General features: G+C 65.1%; 11 protein-coding genes. 10 read left to right on the top strand and 1 reads right to left on the bottom strand.

Annotated features, from left to right (window positions below; genetic code table 11):
* The first annotated feature begins 168 nt into the window (after window positions 1–168).
* From DIE29_RS02825 to DIE29_RS02800, 6 genes are all read left to right on the top strand, one after another.
* Complete coding sequence (locus tag DIE29_RS02825; RefSeq protein ID WP_269467250.1) at window positions 169–321, top strand: rubredoxin; 153 nt, start codon at window positions 169–171, stop codon at window positions 319–321.
* A gap of 92 nt (window positions 322–413) precedes the next feature.
* Complete coding sequence (gene pilG / locus DIE29_RS02820; protein WP_114649150.1) at window positions 414–800, top strand: twitching motility response regulator PilG; 387 nt, start codon at window positions 414–416, stop codon at window positions 798–800.
* A 39-nt stretch (window positions 801–839) separates the two neighbouring features.
* Window positions 840–1,205, top strand: coding sequence for a response regulator (locus DIE29_RS02815; RefSeq protein WP_102040911.1), 366 nt, complete (start codon window positions 840–842; stop codon window positions 1,203–1,205).
* A 3-nt stretch (window positions 1,206–1,208) separates the two neighbouring features.
* Window positions 1,209–1,721, top strand: coding sequence for a chemotaxis protein CheW (locus DIE29_RS02810; protein WP_114649149.1), 513 nt, complete (start codon window positions 1,209–1,211; stop codon window positions 1,719–1,721).
* Between the two features lie 57 nt (window positions 1,722–1,778).
* Complete coding sequence (locus DIE29_RS02805; protein WP_108079584.1) at window positions 1,779–3,920, top strand: methyl-accepting chemotaxis protein; 2,142 nt, start codon at window positions 1,779–1,781, stop codon at window positions 3,918–3,920.
* A gap of 28 nt (window positions 3,921–3,948) precedes the next feature.
* Window positions 3,949–9,555 carry a hybrid sensor histidine kinase/response regulator gene (locus DIE29_RS02800; RefSeq protein WP_114649148.1) on the top strand — a complete coding sequence of 1,869 codons (5,607 nt, stop codon included), beginning with the start codon at window positions 3,949–3,951 and terminating at the stop codon, window positions 9,553–9,555.
* A gap of 22 nt (window positions 9,556–9,577) precedes the next feature.
* Here the strand turns inward: DIE29_RS02800 and DIE29_RS02795 are convergent, their stop codons facing one another.
* Window positions 9,578–11,020 carry a cryptochrome/photolyase family protein gene (locus DIE29_RS02795; RefSeq protein WP_114649147.1) on the bottom strand — a complete coding sequence of 481 codons (1,443 nt, stop codon included), beginning with the start codon at window positions 11,018–11,020 and terminating at the stop codon, window positions 9,578–9,580.
* Window positions 11,021–11,116: 96 nt separating this feature from the next.
* Here DIE29_RS02795 and DIE29_RS02790 point away from each other — a divergent pair, with 96 nt between their 5' ends.
* From DIE29_RS02790 to DIE29_RS02775, 4 genes are read left to right on the top strand one after another with little or no spacing between them, the layout of a single operon-like run.
* Window positions 11,117–11,683, top strand: a complete 567-nt coding sequence (locus DIE29_RS02790; protein ID WP_114649146.1) for a YqgE/AlgH family protein — start codon at window positions 11,117–11,119, stop codon at window positions 11,681–11,683.
* Complete coding sequence (gene ruvX, locus DIE29_RS02785) at window positions 11,676–12,137, top strand: Holliday junction resolvase RuvX (protein ID WP_114649145.1); 462 nt, start codon at window positions 11,676–11,678, stop codon at window positions 12,135–12,137. The genes DIE29_RS02790 and ruvX overlap by 8 nt, the downstream gene beginning before the upstream one ends.
* Window positions 12,124–12,624 (top strand): bifunctional pyr operon transcriptional regulator/uracil phosphoribosyltransferase PyrR, encoded by a 501-nt coding sequence (gene pyrR / locus DIE29_RS02780; protein ID WP_114650241.1) that lies wholly within the window; start codon window positions 12,124–12,126, stop codon window positions 12,622–12,624. Before ruvX ends, pyrR begins: the two co-directional genes overlap by 14 nt.
* Window positions 12,617–13,576, top strand: a complete 960-nt coding sequence (locus tag DIE29_RS02775) for an aspartate carbamoyltransferase catalytic subunit (RefSeq protein ID WP_114649144.1) — start codon at window positions 12,617–12,619, stop codon at window positions 13,574–13,576. The genes pyrR and DIE29_RS02775 overlap by 8 nt, the downstream gene beginning before the upstream one ends.
* The last annotated feature ends 18 nt before the right edge of the window (window positions 13,577–13,594 follow it).

Below are 13,594 nucleotides of genomic sequence, written 5' to 3'. Positions count from 1 at the left end.
CGGCAACGCTCAACACGACGGCAAAAAACGCGGAAGGTGCGACGAGCATGATGCGGAAATGGCCGGCCGCACTGGCATGGCCGATTGAATACGGTAAGATTTGGCGCATTTTACGTCATCCAACACCGAGCACACCGCCCGATGAGCGATACCGGACACAAGACCTACATGTGCCTGATCTGCGGCTTCATCTACGATGAGGCAGCGGGCTTGCCCGCCGACGGCATCGCCCCTGGAACCCGCTGGGAAGACCTGCCGCCAAACTGGACCTGCCCGGAATGCGAAGCCCGCAAAGAAGACTTCGAACTAGTCGAAATATGACAGCGGCGCAACACGCCTGGCTCCGATGATGTATGCTTGCGCCTTTGCGTCCGCCACGGCGGACGGCACAAAAACACGCGAGGACTGACACCATGGACCTGAGCGGACTGAAGGTGATGGTGATCGACGACAGCAACACCATCCGGCGCAGTGCGGAGATCTTTCTCGGCCAGGCCGGCTGTCAGGTCCTGCTCGCCGAAGATGGCTTCGACGCGCTGGCCAAAATCGCCGACCACCATCCCGACGTGATTTTCGTAGACATCATGATGCCGCGCCTGGACGGCTATCAGACCTGCGCGCTGATCAAAAAAAACCCCCGCCTGGCCGCCACCCCGGTGATCATGTTGTCCTCCAAGGACGGCTTGTTCGACCGCGCACGCGGCAGAATGGTGGGCTCGGACGAATATCTCACCAAACCCTTCACCAAGAACAGCCTGCTCAAAACGGTGGCCGAACATGCCCCGAAGCGGGCCGGCTGAGCCCGGCGACAACGCTAATCGAAACGAAAGGCCCAGATCATGCCGATCAAGAAAATTCTCGTGGTTGACGACTCCCCCACCGAACGCCTGGCGCTGACCGAGCTGCTGGTCAAGCACGGCTACCAGGTGGTGACTGCGGAAAACGGCGAAGAAGCCATCGCCAAAAGCAAGAGCGAAGCACCCGATCTGATCCTCATGGACGTGGTCATGCCCGGCATGAACGGCTATCAGGCCACCCGCACGATCTCGCGCGACGAAGCCACCCGCGCCATCCCCATCATCATGTGCACCAGCAAGGGGCTGGAAACCGACCGCATCTGGGGCATGCGCCAAGGGGCTTACGATTACCTGGTCAAGCCGGTCGACCACGCCGAGCTGCTCGGTCGCATCCAGGCGCTGGGCTGATTCATGGCCAAGCGGATCAGCCTGCGCGAATTCCAGGAAAGCCTGGTTCGGCGTCTGACCGAGGCGCAGACCGGCGACCGCCGCACACTGCTCGGTTTTCAGGCCGGGGAGGAGAACTGGCTGGTCGAACTCACCGACAGTGGCGAAGTCCTGCCAGTGCCGCCGCTCAGCCCGGTCCCGCTCACCCGCCCGTGGTTCGGAGGCATCGCCAACGTGCGCGGCACGCTTTATGGCGTGGTCGATTTTTCGGCCTTCCAGCAGGGCGCGCCGATCGCGCCTGCAGGCCATGCACGGCTGCTGCTGATCGGCGCCAAGCATGGCGTCAACAGCGCACTCTTGGTCTCGCGGGCGCTGGGTCTGCGCAGCCGGGAAGACTATGACACCGACCCCGGGGCGCCCGACCCCCGTCCCTGGGTAGCCGAGCGCCTGCGCGACCATCAGAACCGGCTCTGGCTCAAGCTCGACACGCCTAAGCTGTTGGCGCATCCTGGGTTTCTAAACGCAGGGATCGAATAAATTTTGACGCCGGCACCGATCCGGCTTGCATTGATTTTTTGCGGTGGAGCACCCAACATGGCATTGAAACTTCCAGGGCTGTTCTCAGGAAAGAAAAAAAACCAGCCGGCTGCCCCGGTCTCCGACACCACCATACTAGAACCGCGTAACAGCCCGCTGCCGCCCCCAAACCAAGCCGCCGCCGGCGAAGAGACGCGCAGCGTGCGCCCGGTGGCCGAGCGCCTGCGCAACCTTGGCGCTTTGTTCGCGGTGCTGGTCCTGCTCACCGCCGGTTTGCTGGTCTACCAAGGCCGTCAAGCCGGACACGCCACCACCTATGTCGCCAGTGCCGGCGAAATGCAGATGCTTTCCCAGCAGATCGCCAAAGCCGCGCAACTGGCGTTGCAGGGCAACACCCAGGCTTTTGCCGAACTGCGCCAAGCCAGTAACCGCTTTGGCATGCTGCTGCGGGCGCTCTCCCAAGGCGGTGAGATCGACGGCCGCAGCGTGCCGGCCAGCCCGGACGCCGCCCAGCCGGCTTTGCAAAAGCTCACCGAAGCCTGGCGCAAAACCGAGCAAGATGCCGCTGCGCTGCTGGCCCAGGAAGCCAACCTGATCACGCTCAACGCATCGGTCGATGCCATCAACGCCAACAATGCCACGCTGCTCGATCTCACCGAACAAGTCGCCTCGCTGAAGCTGCTGGGCGGCGCCGACGCACGGGACATCGCCAACGCCAACCGCGCGGTGATGCTGACCCAACGCATCGCCAAAAATGCCAATGCCCTGCTGGTCGCCGATGCCATCGACCCGGAAACCGCCTTCCTGCTCGGCAAAGACACCAATACCTTCCGTGACGTGCTCGCCCAGTTGCAGCAAAACACCAAGGATGCCGAAGCCCAAGCCATCATGGCCGAGCTCGACCAGGCTGCGCAGAGCACCCTGGCTTCGGTCAGCGGCATTCTGGGCAACATCCAGTTGCTGGTCCAGGCCAAGCAAGCCGGCAGCCGCATTTTCCGCAATTCCGCGGCACTGCTCGAACATACCGGCGCGCTGTCCGAGGCTTACAACCAAGCGTTCCGCGGCCTCAACCCGATCACCTTGTTGGTGATGCTGTCGGCGCTGGCCGGCGTGGCCGTGCTGGCCATGATGGCCAAGGTCTATAACGACGACTTGGCTAGCCGCCGCCTGGAGGCCGAGCGCCAGCGGCTCAATGCGGAAAACGAGCGTAACCAGACCCAGCAGGCCATCTTGCGGTTGATGAACGAAATGGGCGACCTGGCCGACGGCGACCTCACCATCCGCGCCACGGTAACCGAAGACATCACCGGCGCGATTGCCGACTCGGTGAACTACACCATCGAAGAACTGTCGGTGCTGGTGCGCCGCATCAACGACGCGGCCATGCGCGTGACCGCCGCCACCCAGTCCGCCCAGCAGACTTCCAACGAGCTGCTCGCCGCCACCGAGAGGCAGGCCCAGGAACTCAAGGCCGCCGGTGCCAAGGTCGAGCAGATGGCCCAGTCGATGACCGAATCTTCGGCCCGTGCGCTGCAATCGGCGCAGGTTGCCCGGCGTTCGCTGGAGTCGGCGCGCAAAGGCGCCGACGCGGTGGAAAACACCATTCGCGGCATGAACGAAATCCGCGAGAAAATCCAGGAAACCTCCAAACGTATCAAGCGGCTGGGCGAGTCCTCGCAGGAGATTGGCGAAATCGTCGAGCTGATCTCCGACATTACCGAGCAGACCAACGTGCTGGCGCTCAATGCCGCCATTCAGGCGGCCTCGGCCGGTGAGGCGGGCCGCGGCTTTACCGTGGTGGCTGAAGAAGTGCAGCGTCTGGCCGAGCGTTCGGCAGAAGCGACCAAGCAAATTGCCGCCATCGTCAAGACCATTCAGACCGACACCCAGGACGCGGTGGGCGCCATGGAAAACGCCACCCGCGACGTGGTCGAAGGCGCCCAGTTGTCCGATGCCGCCGGTCAGGCACTGGCCGAAATCGGCCAAGTGTCGATGGAAACCGCCCGCCTGATCGAACAAATCTCCACCGACACCCAGCGTCAGGCCGCAGCCGCCACCGGGGTGGCGCAAACCATGAAAGACATTCTCAGCATTACCGAGCAGACCACGCGCGGCACGCAACAGACGGCGGTGTCGATCGGCCAGTTGGCCGACCTCGCCGTCGAACTGAAGGGTTCGGTGTCCGGCTTCAAGGTCTGACGCGCCCCGCCAGGTAAGAGACCGACACATGACGCATGCTACCGAACGCGATCTTGGCCCGCTGACCTGGATCAAGGGTGAAGTCGACAATGCACTTGCGCGCGCGGCCGAAGCGCTCGATGAGGCGGCAGCCGCCACTGACCCGGCCAGCCGCATGCAGTTTGCCCAGGCACACCTGCACCAGGTGCGCGGCGCCTTGTCCATCGTCGGACTCGATGGCCTGACGCAGTTTGCCGATGCGCTCGACCAGCTACTTGGCGCGGCGGTCCGCGGCGAGCTCGATGCCGACGCTCGGCTGCTGACACTTGGCCGGCGCGGCCTTGCAGCCATCGGCAATTACCTCGATGAACTCGCCCACGGCGCGATCGACCAGCCGCTGAGGCTGGCAGCGCTTTATGCGGAAATCCAAACCGCGCGCGGTCGGGACGGTGCGTCGCCGGCCGACCTATTCTTTCCCGACCTCAGCCGGCGGCCGCCGCGCCGGCGCGTTTCGTCCGAGCTGCCAGAACCGGCGCGGCAAACCCGTCTGCGCGAACTGCGCGCCCGCTTCGAGCGCGGGCTGCTCGGCTGGCTGCGCAACCCTGGCGACTCAAGCGGTCCGCGCCTGATGCGCGATGCGGTCGAGGGCATCGAACAAACATTGGCCAGCACACCGGCGCGCACCCTGTGGTGGGCCAGCATCGCGTTGTTCGACGCGCTCGCCGCCGGCGACCTTTCCCCCGACCTGCCGCTGCGTAAGCTCTGCGGGCAACTCGACGCGCAGTTACGCCGCACCCTGAGCGGCAACGACGCCGTGGCCGACCGCCTGATGCGCGAAGTGCTCTACCACGTCGCCCTGGCCCCGGCCAACACCGCGCATCAGTGCAAAGTGCGCGAAACCTGGCAACTGGACGCGCTGATTCCCGAACCCGGCTCCGCGGTCAGCGATGTCCCGCTCGCCCCACTGCTGCAAGATTTGCGCAGCCGGCTCAACGCAGCCAAGGACACCTGGGACGAATTCTGCAGCGGCGGCGCCTCGGCGCTACCGCACTTCGAAACCCAGATCCGCGAACTGGCCGAACACGCCAAGCAACTGGGTCGGCCTGCATTCGTGCGCCTGCTGGTCGGACTGGAGGGTTTCCTGCAGTGGCTGCGCAAAGACCCCCTGCAACTGCGCGAAGCGCTATCGCTGGAAGTCGCCACCGCGCTATTGCTGGGCGATGCTGCCCTAGAACGGGGCGGCCCGGATGCCGACTTCTCCACCCAGGTCGCCGACACGCTTTTGCGCATTGCTGCGCTGATGCGCGGCGAGGCGGTCGAGGCTGCCGAACGCTCCGCCACCACGCAGGGCGCCCGCCGCCATCAGGAACGCGAAGCGCTCGCCCAACTCGCACGTGAAATTCTCTCCAGCCTGGCGCATATCGAGCAAGCCCTGGACGACTTCTTCCGCAACAACAACAAGCGCAGCCAACTTGGGGCGCTGACGGGGCCCTTGCACCAAATCGAGGGCGCACTGAGCCTGCTGGGCGAAGACGAAGCCTTGGCCCTGATCCGCGAGGCCGCCGACGATATTGCCGCGCTGGGTCAGACCGATGCGCCGGTCGCCCCCGACCGGGCTGAATCCCTTGCCCACCGCCTCTCCGCGCTGGGTTTCTACATTCAAGCGCTGCAATACGGTCCGGCCAGTCTGGCGAGTTTTCTCAACCCCGACGCCCCCGCGGCGCCAACGCAAAAACCGGCAGAAACGTTGGAGCCGGCGCCTGTGGCCGAAGAGGAAGTCGGCGCCGTCATGCCCGCGGAACCGGCCGCAGCAGCCGTCGAGTTACCGCCCGTCGACACGCCGCAGGCGCCCCCCCCCGACGCGGCGGGCGCGGACACGGCAGCCGCCGAGGCGCAGGAAGAACCTGCGCTCGCGCTCCCCGAGGAGCTCTTGGCCGAGGACAGCTTTGTCGCCGAGCCCGCCCCCGCACCTGCGGAGATTCCCGCTCCGGCGGCCGAAACCCAACGGCTGATGGAAGCCAGCGAAGAAGAGATCGACGCCGAACTCTTGGGCATTTTCATTGAAGAGGCGCACGAAGTGCTCGCTTCGATCGGCGAACATCTGGAACTGTCGCGCACCGAGCCCTCCAACACCGAATACTTGACCGCCATCCGGCGCGGTTTTCACACCCTCAAAGGCAGCGGCCGCATGGTTGGCCTGCGCGAATTCGGCGAAGCGGCCTGGGGGCTGGAGCAGACCCTGAACCGCTGGTTGCAGCTCGAATGGACGCCCACGCCTGCTCTGCACCACTTGGTCGATGCCGCTCAACAAGCCTTCAGCGCCTGGGTGACGCAACTCGAACACGGTGGCGGACACGGCCGCGACGTAGCAGCACTGCTGGCAGAAGCCGAGCGCCTGCGCAGCAGCGATGCGCCGATCCGCGATCCCGGCACGATCCCGGAAGTCGCCCCTGAGGCGGCCGCAGAGACAGCCGGCAACGAGCCCGCCTTCGACCTGGCATGCTCCGGCGACGGCGAAATTCTCCCCGTCGGCCATGCGGCAGCCGAGACCGCTTCGGCGGCGAACGCCCCCCCGGCCGGTGCCGCCCCTCAGACGCTCGCGCAAGATACTGAAGACTCTGTCGATACGCCGCTGGTAGAGGAGTTCGAAGCCACCGAGCTAGACTGGCCGGCGGACGAAGCACCCGCGCAGGACGCTTGCGACACCGCACCGCGGTCGACCGACGCCGAGCCGGCGCCGCCCGACCGGCAACTGGACGCACTCAGCCCCGAAATCGAAGCGGTCGCGCTGGAGGCGCTGGAAGCGGAACTCGACAGCGTGCCTGGACATGAGCCCCAAACCGAACCGGCGGCAGATGAGGCGCCAACCGCCGCCGGCACGCAACCGGAGCCAACGGCCAACGCACTGCCCGAGCCCGATCTGGTGCGTATCGGCGAAGCGGAGATTTCACGTCCGCTCTACGACCTCTACCTTGCCGAAGCACGCCACCACCTGGCCACCCTGCATCAGGAGTTCGCCCGGCTGCACGGCAACCCGGTCTGGCTGCCACCGGAGATCTCGATCCGCGCCGCCCACACGCTGGCTGGCATCTCCGGCACCGCCCGACTGATGCCACTGCATGCGCTGGCGCGTGCGCTCGAATACGCCCAGACGCGTTGCCGCGACAACCAGATGCCGCCCAGCGCGGAGCAGACCGCCTTGCTGCAAAGCACGCTGGAGACGCTGGAAGCCATGTTCGTGGACGTCACCGAGCAACGCATGCCGCTGCCGGTGCCCGAACTCATCGAACAGCTCGAAGCCGTGGGCCGCCCGCTGAGCGACATGCTGGCGACGGGTACGTCGGTGGCGAAAGAGCCGTCCGCGACACCGGACCAAGCGCCAGCCATACCCACTGCTGCGCCGGCCGCAACAGTGCGCGACGAGATCGACACCCAGTTACTGCCCATCTTCCTCGAAGAAAGCGCGGAACTGCTGAGCGAGCTACACGCCGCGCTGCGCGCCTGGCGTGCCGAACCTGCCAACACCGAACAACCACAGCGTATCGCCCGCCTGCTGCACACCCTCAAGGGCAGTGCGCGGATGACCGGGGCAATGAGCCTGGGCGAGCACGTCCATCAAATGGAGTCGTCCTTCGAGGCTCAGCGCAACAGCGCACAGGATACCAACGCGCTGATCGACGACCTGGAAGGTGACCTGGACCTGGTCGAACAGGCCATCGACGCCTTGGCCAGCGGCGAATCCCCGCCTGCATTCGATACGCCCGCCGCCTCCGCCGACCAACCTGGTACCGCCGACGCGGTACAAATCACCGCCGAGCCCGAAACCGCGGCCAGTAGCGCCACGCTGCGGGTGCGGGCCGACGCGATCGACAACTTCGTCAACCAGGCCGGCGAAATCGGCATCGCGCGCACCCGCATCGAAGGTGAACTGCGCACTTTGCGCCGCTCGCTGCTCGACCTCACCGAAAACGTCATCCGCCTGCGCAACCAACTACGTGAAGTGGAAATCCAGGCCGAAGTGCAGATGCAATCGCGCATCGCCCAGGCCGAAAGCCACCACGCCGAGTTCGACCCCCTGGAGATGGACCGCTACACCCGTCTGCAGGAACTCACCCGGATGATGGCCGAGAGCGTCAACGACGTCACCACGGTGCAGCAAAACCTGCTCAAGAACCTGGACGGCGCCGATCTGGCTCTGCACAGTCAGGCGCGCTTGTCGCGCGCACTCCAGCAAGCGCTGATGCAGGTACGCATGGTGCCCTTCGACAGTCTGGCCGACCGCCTCTACCGCGTGGTGCGCCAAAGCGCCAAGGATCTGGGCAAGCGCGCCACCTTGGATCTGCGCGGTGGCGGCATCGAGCTCGACCGTGGCGTGCTGGAACACATGGTGGCCCCGCTCGAACATCTGCTGCGCAACGCGGTGGCCCACGGCATCGAGGACATCGAAGCCCGCCGCGCCGCCGGCAAACCGGAAATCGGCGAAATCACCCTGACCGTGCGTCAAGAAGGGAACGAAATCGCCATCGAACTGGCCGACGACGGCGCCGGCCTCAATTTTGCTCGTATCGCCGAAAAAGCTCGCGCCGCGGGTTTGCTGGGGCCCGATGAAAAAGCAGATGAACGCCGCTTGACCAACCTGATTTTCGTTCCCGGCTTCTCCACCGCCGGCTCGCTCTCCACGGTGTCGGGCCGCGGCGTCGGCATGGACGTGGTCAAGAGCGAGACCGCTGCGGTAGGCGGGCGAATCGAAGTCACCAGTCAACCCGGCCAGGGTACCCGTTTTCGCATCTATCTGCCGCTGACCCTGGCGGTCACCCAGGCCCTGCTGGTGCGCGCCGGCAACCGTAGTTGGGCGATCCCGTCGAGCATGATCGCCCAGGTGCTGGAACTCAAAGCCGAGGCGCTAACACGCCTGCGCGATGAAGGCGGCACCGACTGGCAGGGCGAACGCTACAACTACCGCTATCTGCCTCACCTGCTGGGCGAACACCGCGCCCAACCCGAAGTCCAGCGCTTCAACTGGGTGCTGCTGCTGCGCGCCGGGGCGCAAACGCTGGCGCTGCATGTCGATGCGCTGCGCGGCAACCAGGAAATCGTGGTCAAAAATGCCGGCCCGCAAATCGCCCGTTTGGTGGGGGTGTCGGGTGCCACGGTGCTGGGCGACGGCGAAATCGTGTTGATCCTCAACCCGGTGGCGCTGGCCAGCCGTGGGTTGGGGGCAGAAGAGCCGCCGGTCAGCGATGTCGCCGATGGCGCCGGCACCTCGGCCGCGCCGGCCACCGCCCCCACGCCCACGATCATGGTGGTCGACGATTCGCTGACCGTGCGCAAGATCACCGGTCGCCTGCTCGAACGCGAAGGCTACCGCGTGATCACCGCCAAGGACGGCGTCGATGCCCTGGAAAAACTGCTGGAGACGGTGCCCGACGTGATTCTGTCGGACATCGAAATGCCGCGTATGGATGGCTTCGATCTGTTGCGCAACATCCGTGCCGATCAGCGCACCCGGACCGTGCCGGTGATCATGATCACCTCACGGCTGGCGGACAAGCACCGCCGCTATGCCGAAGAACTCGGCGCCAACCACTACCTTGGCAAACCCTTCCAGGAAGAGGAACTGCTTGGGCTGCTGGCGGACTACACCACCGCCGCTTGAACGCCGGCACCCCCGAGGGTTTTCAGCCCTTGACCACGGCGTAGCGCGCCAGCGTACGCTGACGCGCCGCAGCGTGGTCGACCAGCGGTGCCGGGTAGTCGCGCCCGATCCGCACCCCGGCCGCAGCCTGATCGGCGGCGCTCATCAGCCAGGGCGCATGGATGTAGCGCGTTGGCACCCGCGCCAGCTCCGGCACATAGCGCCGGATGAAATCACCCGTGGGGTCGAAGCGCTCGGACTGAGTGACCGGGTTGAAAATGCGGAAATAAGGTTGAGCGTCGCAGCCGGTGGACGCCGCCCACTGCCAGCCACCGTTATTGGCCGCCAAGTCGTAGTCGTTGAGTAAGGCGGCAAAATGGCGCTCGCCCAGACGCCAGTCGATGCCCAGATCCTTGGTCAAGAAAGAAGCGGTCACCATCCGCAAGCGGTTGTGCATGTAGCCGCTCTGGCGCAATTGGCGCATGCCGGCATCGACGATCGGATAACCGGTGAGCCCCGCCTGCCAGGCTGCAAAACCCGCAGGGTCGTCTTCCCAGCGCACCCGGTCGTACTCGGGGCGAAAACTTGCATCCACAACCTGCGGGTGGTGCCACAGGATCATCTGGAAAAATTCGCGCCAGATCAGCTCATCCACCCAGCACTGCGCGCCATCGCTGCCCTCGGCCAGCGCACGGGCATACAGCTCGCGGACCGACACGGTACCGAAACGCAAATGCACCGACAGATAGGACACACCCTTGCGCGCTGGGTAATCCCGCGCCTCGCGGTAGCGCGCGATACGGCCGATGAAATCATCGGCCAACGCCTGCCCGCCACGCATCCCGGTCGGCAAGCGCAAATTGGCGAGATCGGTACGCTCGAAGCCCAGCGCAGCCAGCGTCGGCACGGTCTGCCGCGCGCTCGGTCGGGGTGCAAGCCGGTGTGCATGCGGGGCGACCGGAAAGGGCGCCAGATGCGCCGGCTCCAGCCGTCGGCGCCATGCATGGCGGTAGGGCGTATAGACACTGAACGGCCGACCTTCGCGGGTCAACACTTCATCGCACTCGAAGACCACCTGGTCTTTGAAGGCGCGAAACGCGATACCGTCGGCGGCCAGGCGCTGGGCCACGCGCGCGTCGCGCGCCAGCGCTTCGGGCTCATAATCGCGGTTGGCGAGCACCGCCTGAACCCCGAGTTCGCGGGCCAGCGCGGGGATTTCGTCATCTGCCCGGCCGTGCACCACGATCAGCCCAGCGCCCTGCACCCCGGCTGCAGCGGCCAGTTCGGCCAACGCACCGTCGAGTTCGACCACGCTGTGCCAGATGAACTCGACACGCCGGTCGCAGCGCGAAGGTAGTGCATCCAGGATGACGGTATCGAACACAAAAGCGCAATGGACGCGCTCGAACTGCGTCAGCGCATGAGACAGCGCAGCATGATCGACACTGCGCAGATCACGGCGGAACCAGACAAGGGCGGTTTTCATGCAGGGCTCAGCAAAAAATAATCAACGAGCAAGGACATGTCGGCGCGACCCCAGGTTTATCCTGCCGGTCGTCGCGCAAGCGCGTAAAATGATCGCATGAGCGCCATCACTTCGAACCTCACCCATCACTTCCTGATCGCCATGCCCAGCATGGCCGACCCCAACTTTGCCCGCACGCTCACTTACATCGCCGAACACAACGATCAGGGCGCGCTGGGCATCATCGTCAACCGTCCGATCGACATGACCTTGGGCACGCTGTTCGAGCGTGTGGACCTGCCGCTGGAAGCCGAAGGCTTTGCGGATCGGCCGGTCTATTTCGGCGGCCCGGTGCAGACAGACCGCGGATTCGTGCTGCACCGTCCGGCGGGTGACTGGCATTCCACGCTGCGGGTCAACGACGAAGTCGGTCTGACCAGTAGCCGCGACATCTTGCAGGCCATCGGCAGCCAAGGCACACCCTCGGACGTTCTGGTCGGTCTGGGCTACGCCGGCTGGGCGGCCGGTCAGCTTGAACAAGAGCTTGCCGACAACGCCTGGCTGACCGTGCCGGCGGATATGTCGATCGTCTTCGATCTGCCACCGGAAGAACGGTTGGCGGCAGCCATGCAACGGCTCGGCATCGACTTTGCAAACCTCAGCGACGTGGCAGGGCATGCCTGACCCAGCACTTTGCCACTTGCCCGCGCGCGGCACCTTGCTCGGCTTCGACTTCGGCCTGGCCCGCATTGGCGTGGCGGTCGGCGAGCTGGAAACCGGCCAAGCCAGTCCGCTCACCACGGTGCATGAAGCAGTCAACGCACGGCGCTTTGCGGCCATCGGCCAGCTGATCGCCGAATGGCGGCCGGTGGCGTTGGTGGTCGGCATCCCCACTGCGCTCGATGGCGGCGAACATCCCATCGGTGCGCGCTGCAAGCGTTTTGCCAACCAGTTACACGGCCGTTTCGGCTTGCCGGTGGCGCAGGTCGACGAGCGCCTGAGTTCGGCCGAGGCCGAGGGGCGCCTGCGCGAAGCCGGCATGCACCGCTGGCAAGCACGCAAGGGCGTGCTCGACGCGGTCGCCGCACAAATCATCCTGCAACATTTCCTGGATGCACACCGACATGCCACAGCTTGATGCAGAAACCCTCTGCGCGCAGCTCATCGAACAGATGCGCCCGCATATCAATCCCGACACCGCCTTGGTCGGCATACACACCGGCGGCGTATGGCTGGCCGAGCGGCTACATCAGGCACTCGAGCTCAAGCAGCCATTAGGTGCCATCGACGTTTCCTTTTACCGCGACGACTACGGTTCCAAGGGCCTTCATCCCCAACCCCGGCGTACCGAAATTCCGTTCAACGTCGAAGGCGCGCACGTGATCATCGTCGATGATGTGCTCTACACCGGCCGCACCACCCGCGCCGCACTCAACGAACTGTTCGACTTCGGCCGCCCCGGATGCGTCGAGCTGGCCGTACTGGTCGATCGCGGCGGACGGCAGCTGCCAATCGGCGCACGTTACTGCGCCCATACCCTGCCGCACGCCCTGCCCGCCTCGCAGCGTCTGCAGTTAGAACGCCAGGACAACGGCACCTTCGCCCTGAGGTTGATCGATGCGTAACCCCCAACTGAACAAACACGGCGAACTACAGCACCTGCTCACCCTGGACGGGCTGCCGCGCGAAATCCTCACCGCCATTCTGGACACCGCCGCTCCTTTTACCGAGGTCGCCGAGCGCGAGGTCAAGAAGTTGCCGCTACTGCGCGGCAAAAGCGTTTTCAACCTGTTCTTCGAGAACTCCACACGCACCCGCACCACGTTCGAGATTGCCGCCAAGCGTTTGTCGGCCGACGTGGTGAATCTCAACATCAACACCAGCTCGACCGCCAAGGGCGAAAGTCTGTTGGACACCATCGACAACCTGTGCGCCATGCAGGCCGACATGTTCGTGGTGCGCCACGCCGCCAGCGGCGCGCCGGTGTTGATCGCCCAACACCTGCAGGCCACCGGGCGCGAACACATTCATGTGATCAATGCCGGCGACGGGCGCCATGCCCACCCCACCCAGGGGCTGCTGGACATGTACACCATCCGCCACTACAAGCGCGATTTCACCCAGCTCACCGTAGCCATCGTCGGCGACGTGCTGCATTCCCGGGTGGCACGCAGCCAGATCGGTGCGCTCAATACCCTGGGCGTGCCGGAAATCCGCGTAATCGGCCCCAAAACCCTGCTGCCCACCGCGCTCGAACAGTTGGGCGTGCGGGTTTTCCACGACATGCGTGAAGGGCTCAAAGATGTGGACGTGGTGATGATGCTGCGCCTACAGAACGAGCGCATGAACGGTGCCCTACTACCCACCCCGCAGGAATTCTTCAAGGTCTGGGGGCTGACTGCGGAGAAGCTCGCGCTCGCCAAACCGGACGCCATCGTGATGCACCCGGGGCCGATGAACCGCGGCGTGGAAATCGACTCCGCCGTGGCCGACGGCACCCAGGCGGTGATACTGCCGCAAGTCACCTTTGGCATCGCAGTGCGCATGGCGGTGATGAGCATGCTGGCCGGACACTGAGCAAGGACGCAGAACGCC

This window comes from Pseudothauera hydrothermalis (assembly GCF_003345255.1).
Classification (GTDB): Bacteria; Pseudomonadota; Gammaproteobacteria; order Burkholderiales; family Rhodocyclaceae; genus Pseudothauera; species Pseudothauera hydrothermalis.
Note: the sequence above shows the minus strand (reverse complement) of the source record. Positions and strands in the feature narration are given on the sequence as shown.

Bases quoted from the DNA above. Each gene is read 5' to 3' on its own strand.
- DIE29_RS02805 (WP_108079584.1), top strand. From the start codon at position 1,779: ATGGCATTGAAACTTCCAGGGCTGTTCTCAGGAAAGAAAAAAAACCAG.
- DIE29_RS02790 (WP_114649146.1), top strand. From the start codon at position 11,117: ATGAGCGCCATCACTTCGAACCTCACCCATCACTTCCTGATCGCCATG.
- DIE29_RS02795 (WP_114649147.1), bottom strand. From the start codon at position 11,020: ATGAAAACCGCCCTTGTCTGGTTCCGCCGTGATCTGCGCAGTGTCGAT.
- DIE29_RS02825 (WP_269467250.1), top strand. From the start codon at position 169: ATGTGCCTGATCTGCGGCTTCATCTACGATGAGGCAGCGGGCTTGCCC.
- pyrR (WP_114650241.1), top strand. From the start codon at position 12,124: ATGCCACAGCTTGATGCAGAAACCCTCTGCGCGCAGCTCATCGAACAG.
- DIE29_RS02815 (WP_102040911.1), top strand. From the start codon at position 840: ATGCCGATCAAGAAAATTCTCGTGGTTGACGACTCCCCCACCGAACGC.
- DIE29_RS02810 (WP_114649149.1), top strand. From the start codon at position 1,209: ATGGCCAAGCGGATCAGCCTGCGCGAATTCCAGGAAAGCCTGGTTCGG.
- DIE29_RS02775 (WP_114649144.1), top strand. From the start codon at position 12,617: ATGCGTAACCCCCAACTGAACAAACACGGCGAACTACAGCACCTGCTC.
- pilG (WP_114649150.1), top strand. From the start codon at position 414: ATGGACCTGAGCGGACTGAAGGTGATGGTGATCGACGACAGCAACACC.
- ruvX (WP_114649145.1), top strand. From the start codon at position 11,676: ATGCCTGACCCAGCACTTTGCCACTTGCCCGCGCGCGGCACCTTGCTC.
- DIE29_RS02800 (WP_114649148.1), top strand. From the start codon at position 3,949: ATGACGCATGCTACCGAACGCGATCTTGGCCCGCTGACCTGGATCAAG.